This window comes from Bacteroides sp. PHL 2737 (assembly GCF_004115325.2).
GTDB classification, from domain to species: Bacteria; Bacteroidota; Bacteroidia; order Bacteroidales; family Bacteroidaceae; genus Bacteroides; species Bacteroides hominis.
This window is the reverse complement of the sequence record NZ_CP040630.1, coordinates 1,275,171-1,293,069: the sequence shown is the minus strand read 5'-3', so window position 1 is coordinate 1,293,069 and position 17,899 is coordinate 1,275,171. Positions and strand designations below refer to the sequence as shown.

Sequence of the window (17,899 nt, the reverse complement as noted above, 5' to 3'; positions counted from 1 at the left end):
CCATATTATCCGACTCTAATGACTTTTTATTAAATCACAAACTTTAATGATTAACTAAAATCAATGTAAATGTATGAAAAAGAAAGCAATTCCTTGTCATAAGGCAGGGAGGATTACGTCCTTTTTTTTATTAATTAGTATTTTTTTACTTATACCGAGTATCACTACTCCGGTTCATGCAGCAAAGACTTATGCTCAACAAACTGTTTTCACACTCCACGCAGCCGATAAAACTGTAAAAGAAGTGCTGGAATACGTCGAAAAGAACAGTGAATTTGTCGTTTTGTACTCCAAAGACCTATTACCGATACTACAAAAGAAAGTATCGGTTTCGATAGATAAGCAGAACGTAGAATCTATTTTGAATATCCTGTCAAAGGAGGTCGGATTGAAGTATACCATCAACGATCGGCAGATTACAATCACAAAGGCACCGACCGAAACACCGCAACAGGAAAAAAAAACAAAAATCACTGGCCAGGTTCTTGATGAAAACGGTGAAGGAGTTCCGGGAGCCAATGTTACAATAAAAGGCAATAACTCGCTGGGAGCTGTAACCAACATTGAAGGAAACTTTACACTGATGGCTCCCGAAAACAGCACTTTGATTGCCTCTTTTATCGGATATACTCCCGTTGAAATTCAGCTAAAAGGAAAAAAAATAGTTGTTTTCAAACTAACTCCCGATGCACAGGCATTAGAAGAAGTAGTAGTGGTGGGCTTCGGTACACAGAAGAAAGCCAGTGTAGTAGGTGCCGTACAATCCATCAAACCAGCAGAGCTTCGAGTACCCTCCAGTAACCTTAGTACATCATTCGCCGGACGTATCGCAGGTGTCATTTCCATGCAGCGCACGGGTGAACCGGGTGCAGACGGAGCAAACTTCTGGATACGTGGTGCCGCAACTTTCAGTGGAACAACTGATCCGTTGATTTTTATCGACGGTGTAGAAGTTTCAGCAGGCGACATGAATGCTATTCCTTCTGAAGCTATCGAAAACTTCTCGATACTAAAAGATGCTTCGGCTACAGCCCTTTACGGTGCCCGTGGTGCCAATGGCGTAATTCTGATCACTACCCGATCCGGTAAAGACCTCGAAAGAGCACGTATCAATGTACGCATCGATAATACATTCACTGCACCGACACGTACACTCAAGTTAGCCGATGCTGTGACAGCTATGCAACTGAGAAATGAGGCCATCCTGACACGTAACCCGGATGGGACACCTGCTTTCTCCGCTGATAAGATACAAGGAACACTTGAAAACAGAAATCAATATGTATATCCCAACGTTGACTGGTTCGACTATATGTTCAAAGATTATTCTATGAACCAATCGGCCAATCTGAATGTAATGGGTGGTACAAAGAAAGTAGATTATTTCATCAGCGCTTCTATCAATAACGATAACGGTATGCTGAAAAAAGACCCTAATAACACATTCGACAATAACATACAGAATCTTCGCTACTCATTCCAAAGCAATGTAGGAGCATGGCTAACTTCAAGCACTAAAGTAAATGTGAGAATAAACTCACAGATTGTCAACTATAATGGTCCGTCAACAAGTATGGACGACCTGTATAAGTATGTAATGGAAGCACCTTCCATGTATTTTGCACCTGTATATCCTAATATTAACAATGAAGACCATACCATATTTGGAAATAAATCAGGCGGTCCTATCGGAGCCGGAGGATTCAGTATTTATCGTAACCCTTATGCAAGTATGGTTCAAGGAAGTTCTAAACAAAGCGCATACAGCATTAATACCGCTTTCGAACTGGAGCAAAAGCTTGATTTCATAACTAAAGGATTGAATTTCAAAGCACTGGTATCTTTTAAGAACTGGTCAAAGACCACTGTAAATCGCTCCTTCTCACCCTACTTCTACGAATTGCAGAATCCTCAGCAGCAAGAAGACGGAAGTTATATCTATGAACCCGTTGGCGGAATTAATTTAAGTTGATAAATATGAGTAAAAAGTTGTACATGTCGCTGATTTTTAGTAACTTAGTGGTGATTAAAACATTAAGTTCAAACCATCGTATGTACAACCTTTATGCAAAATTCGTCAAAATACTTGAGATATGCAAGCAATTCTCTGAAAATCTCGTCAATGATTCGGGTAATGTTCCACGTCGTGGTCCTGTTCCCAAGTTTTCGGATTTGGAAGTGGTGGCGCTATCCCTGACGGCAGAGACCGAGAGCATTGATAGTGAGAAGTGGTTGTTCGACTATAAATTGCAAGAATACAAGGACAGCATTCCCAATCTCATATCAAGGAGACAGTTCAATGACCGCAGGAAGAAAACGTCAGGCCTGTGTGAGGAACTGCGCAAGCGGATTGCCATGGAAATGGATGGCGGAGAGGAACAATTCTTTGTTGACTCCAAGCCGATAGAGGTCTGTAGGGTTGCAAGAGGAAAACGTTGCAAGATGGGGCGTGCCGGCAATTTCTCGCAAGCTCCCGACTTCGGCTTCTGTGCTTCGCAGAACACGTATTATTTTGGTTATAAGTTACACGCTCTCTGTGGGTTAAGTGGAGTTATCCATTCCTATGATCTGTCAAAGGCAAGTGTGGCTGACCTCCATTATATGAAGGATGTAAAACATACTTATCACGACTGTAGCATCTATGGTGACAAAGGGTATATTGGAGCTGACGTACAGCTTGACTTGTTCGAAACCGCACACATAAGACTGGAGTGTCCGTATCGGCTCAACCAAAAGGATTGGAAACCGACATTCATTCCGTTTGCAAAGGCAAGAAAGAGGATTGAGACAATATTCTCACAACTTACAGACCAGTTCTTGGTCATCAGGAACTACGCGAAAATAACGAATGGTTTGTTTGCCAGAATCATTGGCAAAATTAGTGCACTTACCATTCTGCAATACGTAAACTTCATTAACGACAAGCCCATTGGCAGAATTAAGTATGCACTAAATTAATTCCGCCAACAGGTATCTATGATTATAATTCTATCAGTAAAGGGCGTACAGCACTTGAAACATCTACATCAACCACAGGAGATCGTTTAATGAACCTACAGGCTACATTAAATTATCAACATACATTTGATGATAAACATGACGTCGGAGCAATGTTAGTGTATCTTCAACGTGAATACAACCTAAACAATCCAGACAACAACTATTACAATACATTGCCAAAACGCAATCAAGGTTTAGCGGGTCGCTTAACCTACGCTTACGACGGACGTTACCTGGCTGAGTTCAATTTCGGATACAACGGTAGTGAAAACTTCGAAAAAGGGAGCCGTTACGGATTCTTCCCCTCACTTGCTGTCGGATATCTTATTTCTAACGAACAATTCTTTGAACCATTGACTAAAGTCATTTCCAACTTAAAAATTCGTGCTTCTTATGGATTGGTAGGTAATGCAGATATTGGTTCCAACCGTTTCCCATACCTCACGAAAGTAGACTTGAGTGGAGCCGGATTCGTATTTGGTGACCAATGGCAAACGTCTTCGAATGGAGCTACTATTACTACTTACGGAGCAGAAAAAGTGACATGGGAAATCGGAAAGAAATATAATGTTGGATTCGATCTGGGGTTATTCAACAAATTAAGCCTCAACGTAGATTTTTTTAGAGAAGACCGCAAAGATATCTTCCTTAGACGTAATACAATCCCTGCGGAAAGTGGTATAACCGGAGATCTCCGTCCTTATGGTAATTTAGGAAAAGTACGTAACCAAGGTGTTGATATGTCATTGGACTACAATCACGCTGTCAACAAAGATTTCATGATCTCAGCCAAAGGTACCTTCACTTACGCAAAAAACCAATATGTAGAAATTGATGAACCAGATTATGAATTCTCATATATGTCCCAAGTAGGGCGTCCACTGAACCAGTATAAAGGTTACATTGCATTAGGGCTTTTCAAAGATCAAGAAGAAATTGACAACAGTCCCAAACAAATATTGACGGGAGTGGTACAACCCGGAGATATCAAATATGCGGATCTCAATAATGACGGAAAAATCGATGGAAATGACCAAACCTATATCGGAAACCCAGAATTACCTCAGATCAGCTATGGTCTCGGAGTCAGTATCCAATATAAGAAATGGGATGCTTCTATCTTCTTCCAAGGTGTAGGCAAAAGAAGTATCATGTTAAGCGACATCCATCCTTTTGGAGGAGAATCTTACGGAGTTATGCAGTTTGTGGCCGACAATCGTTGGACAGAAGCAAATCCGAACTCCGAAGCGATGTATCCAAGACTGACAAACGGAAAGAACAACAATAACAATCCCAACTCTACTTACTGGTTGAGAGACGGTTCGTATATTCGACTTAAAAATGTAGAATTAGGATACTCTTACAAATTCTTACGTGCTTATATCAGTGGTCAGAATCTACTGACATTCTCTAAATTTAAATTATGGGATCCGGAACTCTACACCTCAAACGGATTAAAATATCCGACTCAAATCATGGGTTCCATCGGTTTACAGTTCACTTTTTAAAAATCTGAATAATTATGAAACTAAAAAATATAATCGTAGCTTTACTAATCGGAACTAGTTTGCACTCTTGTGATTATCTGGATATTGTACCAGATGACACTCCTATCTTAGCCGATGCGTTTAAGAACGAACAGACTGCTGAAAATTTTGTTTTCGCATGCTACTCTTTCATACCCAATTATCTGAACTTCCGCCAAAATTTCAGTTGGTGTACAACTCCTGAAACTGTCGGATCAGCACACTGGACTACCACATGGTTCACCTTTATGAAGATGCAGCAAGGATTGTATAATTCGGCCGACCCAGTCATCGACGTTTGGCAAAGCTCATATAACGGTATCCGCCAATGCTATACATTCCTGGATAATATTGATGCTGTAAAGCCATCTCAAATTTCAGAAGCTGACCTTGCAGCCAAGAAAGTACTTTGGAAAGGAGAAGTGAAATTTCTAATAGCTTATTATCACTACCTGTTATTACAGAACTACGGACCTATCGTCATACTTGACGAGGCAATCCCACTTAATGCTCCCAAAGAAGAGCTATTTAAGCCACGTGTGCCCTATGATGAATGTGTAAATCGGATTGCACAAATGTTTGACAATGCTTCTGTCGATTTGCCCATGACAGTAAAAGCCTCTAATTACGGCCGCGCTACAAAAGTGATTGCCCAAGCGCTAAAAGCAAGAATGTACTTGTATGCCGCCAGTCCACAATTCAATGGAAATGCAGAAATGTATGACAATTTCAAGAACAAGGACGGACAGTTACTTATGAACCTGGCCTATGACAAAAATAAATGGAAAATAGCTATGGACGAATGCAAAAAGGCCATCGACATGGCACATCAAGCCGGAGCGGAACTTTATAAATACACCAAAAAAGGTAATTTACCAGCATTCAATCAAGCCATCGCCAATGCACGCAATCTTGTAGTCGACGCCTGGAATAAAGAACTGATTTGGGGGTATAGTGGTTGGAAAGAGACATGGGCTGACGGAAACTCCATTCAGACACATGTGATCCCCAAAGGTATCAGCACCTCTTCGGGAGCTCCTTACGGGGCTTTAGGAGCAACAGCTTTCAGCGCTGATATGTATCTGACTAAGAACGGACTCCCGATGGATGAAGATCCTGAATTTGATTATACACACCGTTTCAATGTAGCCGAAGGCGATTCTGTTGCTCAGATTCATCGCAATCGTGAACCTCGTTTCTATGGGTCTATTGGCTTTAACCGTGGCGACTATTTAATCAACGGTGATACAATCAATCTCAAAATGCGCTTCAAAGAACAGAATGGAACACGCGATGCAGGAAGTGACCAGTTATACGGATCATATGCTATTGCAAAACTGGCTCATCCTGAAACATTCGTAAGTGGTACCAGTAACTCTTTAGTAGCTTTTCCCTTTCCTATTATCCGTTTAGGAGAATTGTATTTGGATTATGCAGAAGCTTACTTTGAATACAATGGTACACTGGAAGGAGATGCATTGACGTACTTCAATCTGATTCGCCAGAGAGGTGGTATTCCTAACATAGAAGTTTCATACAAAGGGCTTCCAATCGGTGACAAACTCCGCAAAGCAATACACCGTGAAAGAACAGTAGAACTAATGTTCGAAGGACATATGTCATATGATTATCGTCGCTGGCTAATCGCCCAGAAAGAATGGAGCGGTATGGAGAATGGCATGATCGGCTTGAACTCTTACGGTACAACTAATGAAGAATACTATAAGAATGCACGTTTGGATGCTCAACCTTTTATCTTCAGAGACGAACAATATCTGAGTCCGATCAAACAGGACTATCTAAATGTAAATTCGAATTTGGTTCAAAACCCTGGGTGGTAATTCATCCATCCGAATGACACAAATTAGCCTGTATATACCTAATTAACAGGAATATACAGGCTATTTATCTTATAATAACAACGCCTTATGAGAAAAAAAAAAGTTACTTACTGTTGCCTTCTGTTATGGGCAAGTTTTTTCACGACTGTCACGGCACAAAACACAAATACTCCCATGATGGGATGGAGCTCATGGAACACATTCCGAGTTCATATCAACGAGAAACTGATTCAAGAAACAGCTGATGCTATGGTTACCCGCGGTCTGAAGGATGCCGGATACAAATATGTGAACATTGATGACGGATATTTCGGAGGACGGGACTCAAATGGTTACCTGTTTACCAATAAAAAGAAATTCCCGAATGGAATGAAAGCACTAGCTGACTATATCCATTCTAAGGGATTAAAAGCAGGTATATATTCGGACGCAGGTAGTAATACTTGCGGCTCTATCTATGATGCAGATACACTTGGCGTTGGAGTAGGACTCTGGCAACATGATGATATAGACTGTAAGACCTTTTTCCAAGATTGGGGATATGATTTTATTAAGATTGACTGGTGTGGTGGTGAAGCCACCGGACAAAGTGAGCAGCAACGCTATACAGACATCTACAAAGCGATCAACCGGACAGGACGAACTGATGTCCGATATAATATATGCCGATGGCAATTCCCTGGTACCTGGGCTACCCGATTAGCAAGTTCCTGGCGTATCCACACTGACATTAATCCTCGATTTAAGACGATTGACCAAATCATTGAAAAGAATCTCTACCTGTCACCTTACGTAAGTCTGGGACATTATAATGACATGGATATGCTTGAAGTCGGACGAGGTCTCAGTGAAGACAAGGAAAAAACCCATTTCGGAATATGGGCTATCATGTCCTCTCCATTAATGATAGGATGCGATCTTCGGACAATTCCAGAGAAAACATTATCGATCATTACCAATCAAGAGGTAATCGCATTAAATCAAGACTCCTTGGGGATGCAAGCTGAAGTTATAGAACGGGGAAAAGACTATTTAATCCTATCAAAAACTATTCAAAAACGCGAAGGCAAGCTACGCGCTGTCGCTTTATATAATAGAAGTAATGTAATAAAAAAAATAAGAGTTGACTTCGACAAACTATATTTATCAGGCAAGGTACAAGTCAGAGACTTGTGGAATCATCAAGAAACAGGAACATTCACCGAATATTATGAAACCTTAGTTCCTGCACACGGAACGGCCTTAATAAGACTTGAAGGTAGTAAACGCCACGACCGAATATGTTATGAGGCTGAATATGCTTTCATGCAAGAGTATTTACCAGACAACAAACAAATGGCTCATTTTGCATATAAAGCAGGAGCATCTGGAGATTATATAATGAAAAGACTTGGGAACTCACCATCTAACTGGGCTGAATTCAGAAAGGTATATGTGAGTAAAGGAGGAGAGTACCAACTTAAGATAACTTATTTTTCAGGAGACAAACGTGATATACAAATTGCTGTCAATGAATCAGAATATAAGCAATCCGGCCTTTGCTCCGGAGCATGGGACCAAGCAGCAATAACAACTGTCAAAGTAAAACTTCATAAGGGTTATAATACAATACGCCTATATAACTCTAACGGATGGGCACCCGATATTGATAAAATGGAAATTAGTAAGAGTCGTTAACAATAGGTAAAAGACATAATCAATGCAGATGTTCTGAAAGTTCGGAACATCTGCATTTCTAAACGTAGCTTTTATGATTTTTCTATCATTCCAAAAATACGGCTGTTCCACTTGCAGTCACCATCAGCATACTACCACTTCCTCCAACGGTTTCATAATCCAAATCAACACCAATTACAGCGTTAGCACCCATTTGGCGAGCCTGCTCAGACATTTCTTTCAGAGCAGTATCCTTTGCCTCACGAAGCACTTCCTCATACGAACCGGAACGTCCGCCTACTATATCACGAATACTGGCAAAAAAGTCACGAAAGACATTGGCACCTATAATTGTTTCTCCAGACACAATGCCGTAATAAGTGGTTATTCGTTTTCCTTCGATAATTGGAGTGGTTGCTAATAACATAATTCTTTTCTGTTTATAAGGTTTATATTATTATTAGACGCAAAAAGAGGCGAAAAGTTACAAGGAACCGGCTATTTATTATTTGTATATTCTCAAAAGCTACATTCGGAAATGAAACTTTATCCACTTAACATCTAATGATATACTCGAAGACTCGCCTTTTATCAATATAATTTCAACACTCGGATATTATAAAAAAAGTGTCGTGAAAACCCATTACTTTCACGACACTTTAATATTTGTCAGAATACACACACTGGCTTAGAACATCTTACTAACCCGCTCGATGCCGGCTACAAGGTCATCAATTTCTTCTTTTGTATTGTACATAGCAAAAGATGCACGAACTGTACCTTCAATACCCAAACGGTGCATTAATGGTTCTGCACAATGATGACCGGTACGAACGGCAATACCCAGCCGATCGAGCAGAGTCCCCATATCCAGATGATGTATGTCACCTACCAAGAAAGAAACTACGCTACTTTTATGTGCAGCCTCACCAAAGATACGCATACCCGGGATCTCTTTCAATCGCTGCATAGCATAGATGGTAAGCTCATGTTCGTGGTCAGCTATATGATCTAAACCAATGCCTGTGACATAATCCAAAGCCTTGGCAAGTCCGGTAGTAGCAATATAATCGGGAGTTCCAGCCTCAAACTTAAAAGGCAATTCACCAAAAACGGTTTTTTCAAAAGAAACGGACTGAATCATCTCTCCCCCACCCTGATAAGGCGGAAGACGCTCAAGCCAATCTTCCTTTCCGTACAGGACACCGATTCCGGTCGGTCCATATACCTTATGACCCGAAAAAACAAAAAAATCAGCATCCAGTTCCTGTACATCCACCTTCATATGAGGAATGGACTGAGCACCGTCTATCATAACAGGTACTCCATGGGCATGTGCTGTGGCAATCATCTCTTTTACCGGATTGATTGTTCCCAATACATTGGATACTTGAGTTACACTGACGATCTTAGTACGCTCAGAAAAAAGCTTTTCATATTCATCAAGTAACAGCTCACCTTTATCATTCATCGGAATGACTTTAATCGCAATCCCTTTACGGGCTACCAACAACTGCCAAGGTACGATGTTACTATGGTGTTCCATCACTGAAATAATCACTTCATCCCCCTCTTGCATGAACTCTTCACCAAAACTGGAAACAATTAAATTAATGCTCTCTGTAGTGCCGCGAGTGAAAATGACTTCACGAGTACTACGTGCATTAATGAACTGACGCACAGTCTCACGTGAGGCCTCATGCAGTTCTGTTGCCTGTTGAGACAGGAAATGAACCCCACGGTGTACATTCGCATTGACCGAGTAATATTCATCTACAATCGAGTCAATCACCAAGCGCGGCTTCTGAGTAGTCGCTCCGTTATCTAAATAAACCAAAGGCTTGCCATATACCGTACGGCCGAGTATGGGAAAGTCTTCACGTATCTTCTGAATATTCATTTTATCACTGATTATTTGCAAATAGAACATCCCTGGCACTTATTCAGTTCACCACGGAAACGTTTTTCAACCAACAAATGCAGGCGATCTTTCAATGCCTCCAAACGAATGGTATCAATCACCTCGTTGACAAAAGCAAACATCAACAGCAAACGGGCTTCCTTCTCTGCAATACCACGAGCACGCATGTAGAAGAGAGCATTTTCGTCCAATTGACCTACTGTGGCTCCATGGGAGCATTTTACATCGTCGGCATATATCTCCAATTGTGGCTGAGTATACATACGGGCATCACGAGTGGCACAGAGGTTACGGTTTGTCTGCTGAGAACTGGTATGTTGTGCATCCGGACGTACAAGTACCAATCCGGCAAAGGCACCCACTGACTGATCATCAAGTACATACTTGAATAACTCATTACTGGTACAATTCGGCACAGCATGATCTATCGAAGTATTATTGTCCACATGTTGGTTCTTATCGGCAATGGCCATGCCACAAAGATTAATCTCGGCACCTTCACCGGCAAGGGTAACCTCTGTCGTATTACGGGTTGTCCCGTTATGAAGTGTCATCCCATTGAGCAGTACATTGCTATTCGCTCCCTGCTTCACATACAGATTGCTGAAACGCACTGTGCTGGTATGGGTCTCTTCCAGTTCGTAAAGATCGAAAACAGAATTTTCTTCCGCAAACACTTCAATGACTTGCGTTGCCAGAAAGTTCACATTATCCATGGCATGATCACAAACCAGCAAACGAGCCTGAGCTCCCTCTTCAAGGATAATCAGCACACGTCGGTTTACCATGAAATTGACATCTGCACGAAGTATATTAACCAACTGGATGGGTTTATCAACAACCACATTCTTCGGGACATACATCAGTACTCCGTCTTGAGTAAAAGCTGTATTAAAGGCCGTTACTGCATCCTTCGAAGTATCTGCCAACTTACCATAATACTTTTTTACAAGTTCCGGATATTGTTCAGCCATTTCTCTCAGACCGCCGAAAATAACTCCCTCAGGTAATCCGGACTTAGGAAGTGCCTGATTGTAGAATGCATCGTTCACCACAAAAAATAATGAGGTACTCATATTCGGAACATCGCATTTAAACACCTCATAAGGATTCACCGGAATGGGTAGACGATTCAGGTTCAAGCCGTAATCCGGCTCGAAGAATTTACTGACATCCGTGTATTTATACTTTTCCTGCTTCCGCGTAGGAAATCCCTGACGCTCGAAATCAGCAAAAGCTGCCGCCCGGGGAGCATTCATGGGCTCGGCACTATGACGACAGATCATCGCTTCACACTGAGCAAAAAGATCTATGTATTGCTGTTCTACATTCATAATCACACTCATTCTCCTAATTCCTTCTTAATCCAATCGTATCCTTTTTCTTCCAGCTCAAGAGCGAGCTCCGGACCTGCTGTCTTCACAATACGTCCCTTATAGAGCACATGTACGATATCCGGCTTTATGTAATCCAACAAACGCTGGTAGTGAGTGATGACAATACAACTGGTATCGGGTGTCTTCAATTTGTTTACTCCTTCGGCTACAATACGAAGCGCATCGATATCGAGTCCGGAGTCCGTCTCGTCCAGAATGCTAAGACGGGGTTCGAGCATAGCCATCTGGAAAATCTCGTTACGTTTTTTCTCTCCACCCGAGAAGCCTTCATTTACCGAGCGGTTTGCCAATTTGTTATCCAACTCAACTACTGCACGCTTTTCACGCATCAGCTTCAGGAACTCACTGGCTGTCAGAGCAGGCAAACCTTTGTATTTACGCTGTTCATTGACAGCAGCACGCATAAAGTTAACCATGCTCACACCCGGAATCTCTACCGGATACTGAAAACTAAGGAAGATACCTTCGTGGCTACGGTCTTCAGGACTTAATTCCAAAAGGTTCTTACCGTAGAATGTAATACTCCCTTTCGTCACTTCAAAAGCAGGATTACCTACCAGAACAGAAGAAAGCGTACTCTTACCTGAACCATTGGGTCCCATAATGGCATGTACTTCGCCCGGATTCACCGTCAAGTTGATGCCTTTCAATATCTCTTTGCCGTTAATGCTGGCATGCAGGTCTTTTATCTCTAACATGATCTTATCAATTATTTCATTATCTATTCTTCTCCAAAAATAACTTCGTCCAACAATTGCAGTATGGAATTGCCGTCTGTCTGCGTAATAGTAAAAGGAAAATTCACTTTCACTCCTACGCTTAATGTCTGACGCATCCCGCTACTACGCACTATCCCGGTCCCCCGGGAATTAGTCTTCTCTACTTCTCCATTCATTCTTCCGGCAATGCCCATCCGGAAATTATACTCCAGGGTGAAAGCAAGACACGAAAGAAAATATATATCGGCCCCTATCACCGGAGAGATAGTGAATAGCGGTTCTTTTACCTGATATCGGCAATCGTAGTCTTTACGAAATTCCTGCCTTGAAGGATCGTAGTAACTGCCACTGGTTATGCCGTATTGTCGACGTGGAGACAGATTCCATGCTGTGGAGAGTCCCCCGTAAGGCTGAATCACAAAACGTTGTGGCAGGAAATAGTATCGCCCTCCCACTTCCAAATTGCTCAGTGAGGCAGAAATACCGGGATTCAGTTTTATCTCTTCACCTGTATAACCGCCCTTCAAAGAGAAACGGGTATAAGGGATATAATACTCCAGCAATAAAGTATGTATATGGCCTGTAGAAACAGCTTTTCCCGAAAGTGTGTTCTTTGTTACTATCGGCCAGTCTCCTCCCCAAGAGCCACTGATTGCCCATCTTCTCTCCTGATCATCCAGATTCTGTGCAAACGCTATACCTACATAAAGCAGGAATATCAATAACCAACCAATTCGTTTGCACCCCATTATCCTACACTACCTTCAAGAGAGATCGTAAGCAACTTCTGAGCTTCTACAGCAAATTCCATCGGAAGTTTATTAAGTACCTCCTTTGCATAGCCGTTTACAATCAGCCCAATGGCATCTTCAGTGGAAATGCCACGCTGATTACAATAGAATATCTGATCTTCACTAATCTTACTGGTAGTTGCTTCATGTTCAACAACTGCTGTTTCGTTATGGATATCCATGTAGGGGAAAGTATGTGCGCCACACTTATCACCCAGCAACAATGAATCACACTGGCTATAATTACGGGCATTATCCGCCTTTTCGGCTACACGAACCAGCCCACGGTAAGAGTTCTCACTTTTTCCGGCAGATATACCTTTACTGACAATCGTACTACGGGTATTCTTACCTAAATGAATCATTTTAGTTCCTGTATCTGCCTGTTGGTAATTGTTTGTCACTGCTACCGAATAAAATTCAGCGGTAGAATTATCACCTGAGAGAATGCAAGAAGGGTATTTCCAGGTAATGGCTGATCCCGTCTCAACCTGAGTCCACGAGAGTTTGCTATCTACTCCTTTACAATTACCACGTTTCGTCACAAAATTGTATACTCCACCTTTACCTTCGGCATCACCCGGATACCAATTCTGAACGGTACTGTATTTTACTTCTGCACGATCGTGTACCACAATCTCGACAATAGCGGCATGTAATTGATTCTCGTCCCGCATTGGTGCGGTACAACCTTCCAGATAGGAAACATAGCTATCGTCATCTGCTACGATTAATGTACGTTCGAACTGCCCGGTATTGGCTGCGTTGATACGGAAGTATGTGGAAAGTTCCATCGGACAACGTACCCCTTTAGGAATATAAACGAAAGAACCGTCTGAAAATACCGCGGAATTTAATGCTGCAAAAAAGTTATCCCGATAACCTACTACAGATCCAAGATACTTCTTCACCAGGTCGGGATGTTCACGCACTGCTTCACTGAACGAGCAAAAGATAATACCTTTCTCCATCAGTGTTTCCTTAAAGGTCGTTTTCACAGATACTGAATCCATCACTGCATCCACAGCCATACCGCTCAGTGCCATTTGCTCTTCCAAAGGAATACCCAGTTTATTGAATGTCTTTATTAGTTCCGGATCAACTTCATCCATACTCTTCGGACCTTCTTTCTTCTTTGTAGGGTCGGCATAATACGAAATGGCCTGATAGTCAATCTCAGGTATACGCAAGTGTGCCCAGGTAGGCATCTCCAGTGTCAGCCAATGACGATAGGCTTTCAGACGGAATTCCAACAACCAGTCCGGCTCGTTCTTTTTAGACGAGATAAGCCGCACTACGTCTTCATTGAGTCCCTTCTCTATGATATCTGTATGTACCTCCGTAGTGAAGCCATATTTGTACTTCTCCTGCGTGAGTTCTTTTACATATTTATTGGGTTCTTCTTGTTGCATCATTTTTATTTGAGTATATATTGTTGTGTAACCTCTTTTGCTGCGGGAAAGAACATTCCCGCAAACCTTTCCATAGGATAATATAACAAGGATTCCTCCTTCTTTGTTTGACTAATCAACTGGCTATCTGTATCTATGAATTGAATGACACAGACAACCAGACTCACCAGTAAAAGATATTTCAAGGCTCCAAGTCCGGCTCCAAGCAAACGATTCAGCCAGCCAAGCGAAACTGCCTCCATCGCCTTTGTCAACACTGAAGCCACTAACGTAAAGATTAATGGTACAGCTATCCAAATAATGACAAATGCTAATATCTGTGCCACAGTCATGGAATCTGTCACTGTAGGACATAGCTTTACAGCCAGTGAAGTATACAAAGCTTTTGCTGCCAGCAACCCCACAATCAATCCAAGTATGGAGGCAAGCTGCCGGATAAAGCCTTTCATAAATCCGATAATAACACCGGCTCCAAGGGCAATCAGTATGATAATATCTATGGTAGTCATTCTATGTAAAACGAAAACGGAGACACGGAGTTGTAATCACTCTGTGCCTCCGTATATTTTCAGTTTCGTGAGAATTATAAAGTTTGCTTCACTTCTACTTCTTCGTAAGTTTCAATCATATCCCCTACCTTCAAATCGTTGTAGTTGACAAGGCTGATACCACATTCAAAGTTTGTACCTACTTCCTTCACATCATCTTTAAAGCGCTTCAAGGCATTAATAGAACCTGAGAAGATTACGATACCATCACGGATCAGACGAGCCTTATCCGAACGTTTCACCTTGCCTTCTTTCACAACGGCACCGGCCACAGTACCCACCTTAGTAATGTGGAATACCTCACGCACTTCGATAGTAGCAGTCACCACCTCTTTCACTTCCGGAGCAAGCATACCTTCCATAGCAGCCTTCACCTCTTCGATAGCAGCGTAAATTACAGAATACAAACGTATATCTACTCCTTCCTGCTCGGCAAACTTGCGCGCTGAAGCTGACGGACGCACCTGGAATCCAATGATAATAGCATCTGAAGCAGCTGCCAATGTCACATCCGATTCTGAAATCTGACCTACAGCCTTGTGGATCACATTAACCTGAATCTGTTCGGTAGACAACTTGATCAACGAATCACTCAATGCTTCGATAGAGCCGTCCACATCACCTTTCACAATTACGTTCAGTTCCTGGAAGTTACCCAAAGCAATACGACGTCCCACTTCATCGAGAGTCAACAGCTTCTGAGTACGCAATCCCTGTTCACGCTGCAATTGTTCACGCTTATTGGCAATTTCACGGGCCTCTTGATCAGTCTCAATCACATGGAATGTGTCACCTGCGGCAGGAGCCCCATTTAAACCGAGAATCAATACCGGTTCCGAAGGTCCAGCTTGTGTTACGCGTTGATTACGTTCATTGAACATCGCCTTTACACGGCCGTAACTTGTTCCGGCAAGCACAATATCACCTACCTTCAGCGTACCATTGGAAACCAATACAGTAGCAACATATCCACGTCCCTTGTCCAGAGTTGATTCAATAATTGAACCCGTAGCATTGCGGTTCGGATTTGCCTTCAAATCGAGCATTTCTGCCTCCAAAAGGACTTTCTCCATCAGTTCGGGTACTCCAAGACCTTTCTTGGCCGAAATATCCTGCGACTGGTATTTACCCCCCCACTCTTCTACGAGATAATTCATCTGAGCCAGTGTCTCTTTAATTTTCTCCGGATTAGCATGGGGTTTATCAATCTTATTAATAGCAAATACTATAGGAACACCCGCAGCCGCAGCATGATTGATAGCTTCCTTAGTTTGAGGCATTACATCATCATCGGCAGCTACGATAATAATCGCGATATCCGTTACCTTCGCACCACGGGCACGCATTGCAGTAAACGCTTCGTGACCCGGAGTATCAAGGAATGTAATCTTACGTCCGTCCTCCAATGTAACGTGATATGCACCGATATGCTGTGTGATACCTCCGGCTTCACCCGCAATTACATTTGCCTTACGGATATAGTCAAGCAATGAAGTTTTACCGTGGTCTACGTGACCCATTACTGTAACAATCGGAGCACGGTGTTCCAGATCTTCCGGAGCATCTTCCTCTTCAACAATGGCCTGAGCTACCTCCGCACTGACATATTCGGTCTTAAATCCGAATTCTTCAGCAACAAGATTGATTGTTTCCGCATCCAGACGCTGGTTGATAGAAACCATCATACCTATACTCATACAAGTTCCGATAACCTGATTAACAGATACATTCATCATACTGGCCAATTCATTGGCAGTCACGAATTCTGTCAATTTCAGTACCTTGCTTTCTGCCATCTCCTGATCTTCCAGTTCCTGCATACGGTTCGATACCAAATCACGTTTCTCCTTGCGATATTTGGCTCCTTTGTTCTTACCTTTACTTGTCAGACGAGCCAAAGTTTCTTTTACCTGCTTTGCTACATCTTCTTCGCTCACTTCCTGCTTCACTACAGGCTTCTTAAAGCGATCTTTATTATTGTTGTTACGGTTTCTGTTTTGTCCGCCGCCACCTTGCTGATTTCCTCCACGGTTATTATTGGTACGCTCACTGTTTGGAGTGGGGTGCGCAAAGTTAGAAGCAACGTTGTTCACATCTACTTTTTCTTTATTGTTGTTGATGCGGTTACGTTTCTTCTTACCGTTGGGATCAAGATTTTCTTTACCGGCTACTTTAGCTTGTTTATTATCTTCTTTACGGATTTCCTTGATGATGGCTTCCTTCATCTGTTTCTTCTGATCCTGACGAAGTTTTTCCTTTTCTTCACGCTCTTTCCGTTTTTCTTCTTTCGATTTTTTCTTCGGACGAGTCGACTGATTCAATGCAGCCAGGTCAATCTGTCCGATAACATTAATCTTAGATACAAACTCAGTCGGACGAATCTTAAATACGCCCTCCTCTTCCTTCTCTACTGGAGTAGCCGGTGCTTCTGCTACCGGTTTCTCTTCTTTCTTCTCTGTTTTTTCTGGAGATACCACGACTTTGGGTTCTTCTTTCTTGACTTCCTCAACCACTTTCTTCTCTGTTTCTGCAGGCTTTTCAACCACCACCGGTTTCGGTTCTTCTTTCACCGGTTTCGATTCCGAAGCAACAGGAGCCGTAGCGACTTCTTCTTTTTTCACTTCGTTGACAACAGGCTTAACCTCTTCCGCCACCTTCTTTTCTTCAGTAGCTACTACAGGTTGTGGTTTCGGTTCTTCTTTCACCGGCTCTTTTTCAGTTCTCCGGTTCAGTTTATCTAAATCTATTTTTCCGACAGGTTTAAACTTCGGACGTACATCCTCCGGAATGACCGTCTTAATCACATCATCAGCAACAGTTTTCTCCGGCTCTTTTTTATCATAACCATCGATAGAAACAGATGCCTTGTTGCGATCTTTGTTTTGACGTTCCTGAATGAAACGTTCCGATTCAAGTCTAAGGTTCTTATCTGTGCTGAACTCTTTCACGAGCATTGCATACTGCTCCTCGGTAATTTTCGTATTCGGGTTTGCCTCAACGGTATACCCCTTCTTTTGCAAGAACTCAACTACCGTCGCGATTCCTACATTTAAATCTCTTGTAACTTTGTTTAACCTTATCGTCATAC

The 17,899-nt window shown here is 42.2% G+C and carries 11 protein-coding genes and 2 pseudogenes; 5 read left to right on the top strand and 8 right to left on the bottom strand.

The features are described from left to right. Nucleotides 1–73: 73 nt before the first annotated feature. From DBK98_RS05510 to DBK98_RS05490, 5 genes and pseudogenes are all read left to right on the top strand, one after another. Nucleotides 74–1,945 (top strand): annotated as a pseudogene (locus DBK98_RS05510) (SusC/RagA family TonB-linked outer membrane protein); the annotation flags it as partial. Between the two features lie 32 nt (nucleotides 1,946–1,977). Next, the gene (locus DBK98_RS05505) at nucleotides 1,978–2,958 is read left to right on the top strand and encodes an IS982-like element IS1187 family transposase (RefSeq protein ID WP_032536584.1); all 981 of its coding nucleotides are present in this window, start codon (nucleotides 1,978–1,980) and stop codon (nucleotides 2,956–2,958) included. A gap of 14 nt (nucleotides 2,959–2,972) precedes the next feature. Then, nucleotides 2,973–4,508 (top strand): annotated as a pseudogene (locus DBK98_RS05500) (SusC/RagA family TonB-linked outer membrane protein); the annotation flags it as partial. Between the two features lie 14 nt (nucleotides 4,509–4,522). Continuing rightward, nucleotides 4,523–6,367, top strand: a complete 1,845-nt coding sequence (locus DBK98_RS05495; RefSeq protein ID WP_005779317.1) for a RagB/SusD family nutrient uptake outer membrane protein — start codon at nucleotides 4,523–4,525, stop codon at nucleotides 6,365–6,367. 87 nt (nucleotides 6,368–6,454) lie between these two features. Then, entirely contained in the window at nucleotides 6,455–8,044 is a 1,590-nt protein-coding gene (locus DBK98_RS05490; RefSeq protein WP_032536469.1) for an alpha-galactosidase, read from the top strand. Nucleotides 8,045–8,129: 85 nt separating this feature from the next. Here DBK98_RS05490 and DBK98_RS05485 read toward each other — a convergent pair whose 3' ends face one another. From DBK98_RS05485 to infB, 8 genes are all read right to left on the bottom strand, one after another. After that, nucleotides 8,130–8,450, bottom strand: a complete 321-nt coding sequence (locus DBK98_RS05485; protein ID WP_005779329.1) for a heavy metal-binding domain-containing protein — start codon at nucleotides 8,448–8,450, stop codon at nucleotides 8,130–8,132. A gap of 261 nt (nucleotides 8,451–8,711) precedes the next feature. Then, nucleotides 8,712–9,923 (bottom strand): cysteine desulfurase, encoded by a 1,212-nt coding sequence (locus DBK98_RS05480; protein ID WP_022012912.1) that lies wholly within the window; start codon nucleotides 9,921–9,923, stop codon nucleotides 8,712–8,714. Nucleotides 9,924–9,934: 11 nt separating this feature from the next. Then, a complete protein-coding gene (gene sufD / locus DBK98_RS05475; protein ID WP_032536504.1) occupies nucleotides 9,935–11,278 on the bottom strand; it encodes a Fe-S cluster assembly protein SufD in 1,344 nt (447 codons plus the stop codon). Between the two features lie 8 nt (nucleotides 11,279–11,286). Then, the gene (gene sufC, locus DBK98_RS05470) at nucleotides 11,287–12,039 is read right to left on the bottom strand and encodes a Fe-S cluster assembly ATPase SufC (RefSeq protein ID WP_005779335.1); all 753 of its coding nucleotides are present in this window, start codon (nucleotides 12,037–12,039) and stop codon (nucleotides 11,287–11,289) included. 23 nt (nucleotides 12,040–12,062) lie between these two features. Next, entirely contained in the window at nucleotides 12,063–12,809 is a 747-nt protein-coding gene (locus tag DBK98_RS05465) for a hypothetical protein (RefSeq protein ID WP_005812177.1), read from the bottom strand. Beyond that, the gene (gene sufB, locus DBK98_RS05460) at nucleotides 12,809–14,263 is read right to left on the bottom strand and encodes a Fe-S cluster assembly protein SufB (protein ID WP_005779339.1); all 1,455 of its coding nucleotides are present in this window, start codon (nucleotides 14,261–14,263) and stop codon (nucleotides 12,809–12,811) included. The genes DBK98_RS05465 and sufB overlap by 1 nt, the downstream gene beginning before the upstream one ends. Nucleotides 14,264–14,268: 5 nt before the next feature. Further along, a complete protein-coding gene (locus tag DBK98_RS05455) occupies nucleotides 14,269–14,772 on the bottom strand; it encodes a CvpA family protein (RefSeq protein WP_005812179.1) in 504 nt (167 codons plus the stop codon). 74 nt (nucleotides 14,773–14,846) lie between these two features. Continuing rightward, nucleotides 14,847–17,897 (bottom strand): translation initiation factor IF-2, encoded by a 3,051-nt coding sequence (gene infB, locus DBK98_RS05450; RefSeq protein WP_005779343.1) that lies wholly within the window; start codon nucleotides 17,895–17,897, stop codon nucleotides 14,847–14,849. Nucleotides 17,898–17,899 lie beyond the last annotated feature (2 nt).

What these genes read in the sequence shown, in the direction of transcription:
- DBK98_RS05505 (WP_032536584.1), top strand. Translation starts at nt 1,978, where the DNA reads ATGAGTAAAAAGTTGTACATGTCGCTGATTTTTAGTAACTTAGTGGTG.
- DBK98_RS05495 (WP_005779317.1), top strand. Translation starts at nt 4,523, where the DNA reads ATGAAACTAAAAAATATAATCGTAGCTTTACTAATCGGAACTAGTTTG.
- DBK98_RS05490 (WP_032536469.1), top strand. Translation starts at nt 6,455, where the DNA reads ATGAGAAAAAAAAAAGTTACTTACTGTTGCCTTCTGTTATGGGCAAGT.
- DBK98_RS05485 (WP_005779329.1), bottom strand. Translation starts at nt 8,450, where the DNA reads ATGTTATTAGCAACCACTCCAATTATCGAAGGAAAACGAATAACCACT.
- DBK98_RS05480 (WP_022012912.1), bottom strand. Translation starts at nt 9,923, where the DNA reads ATGAATATTCAGAAGATACGTGAAGACTTTCCCATACTCGGCCGTACG.
- sufD (WP_032536504.1), bottom strand. Translation starts at nt 11,278, where the DNA reads ATGAATGTAGAACAGCAATACATAGATCTTTTTGCTCAGTGTGAAGCG.
- sufC (WP_005779335.1), bottom strand. Translation starts at nt 12,039, where the DNA reads ATGTTAGAGATAAAAGACCTGCATGCCAGCATTAACGGCAAAGAGATA.
- DBK98_RS05465 (WP_005812177.1), bottom strand. Translation starts at nt 12,809, where the DNA reads ATGGGGTGCAAACGAATTGGTTGGTTATTGATATTCCTGCTTTATGTA.
- sufB (WP_005779339.1), bottom strand. Translation starts at nt 14,263, where the DNA reads ATGCAACAAGAAGAACCCAATAAATATGTAAAAGAACTCACGCAGGAG.
- DBK98_RS05455 (WP_005812179.1), bottom strand. Translation starts at nt 14,772, where the DNA reads ATGACTACCATAGATATTATCATACTGATTGCCCTTGGAGCCGGTGTT.
- infB (WP_005779343.1), bottom strand. Translation starts at nt 17,897, where the DNA reads ATGACGATAAGGTTAAACAAAGTTACAAGAGATTTAAATGTAGGAATC.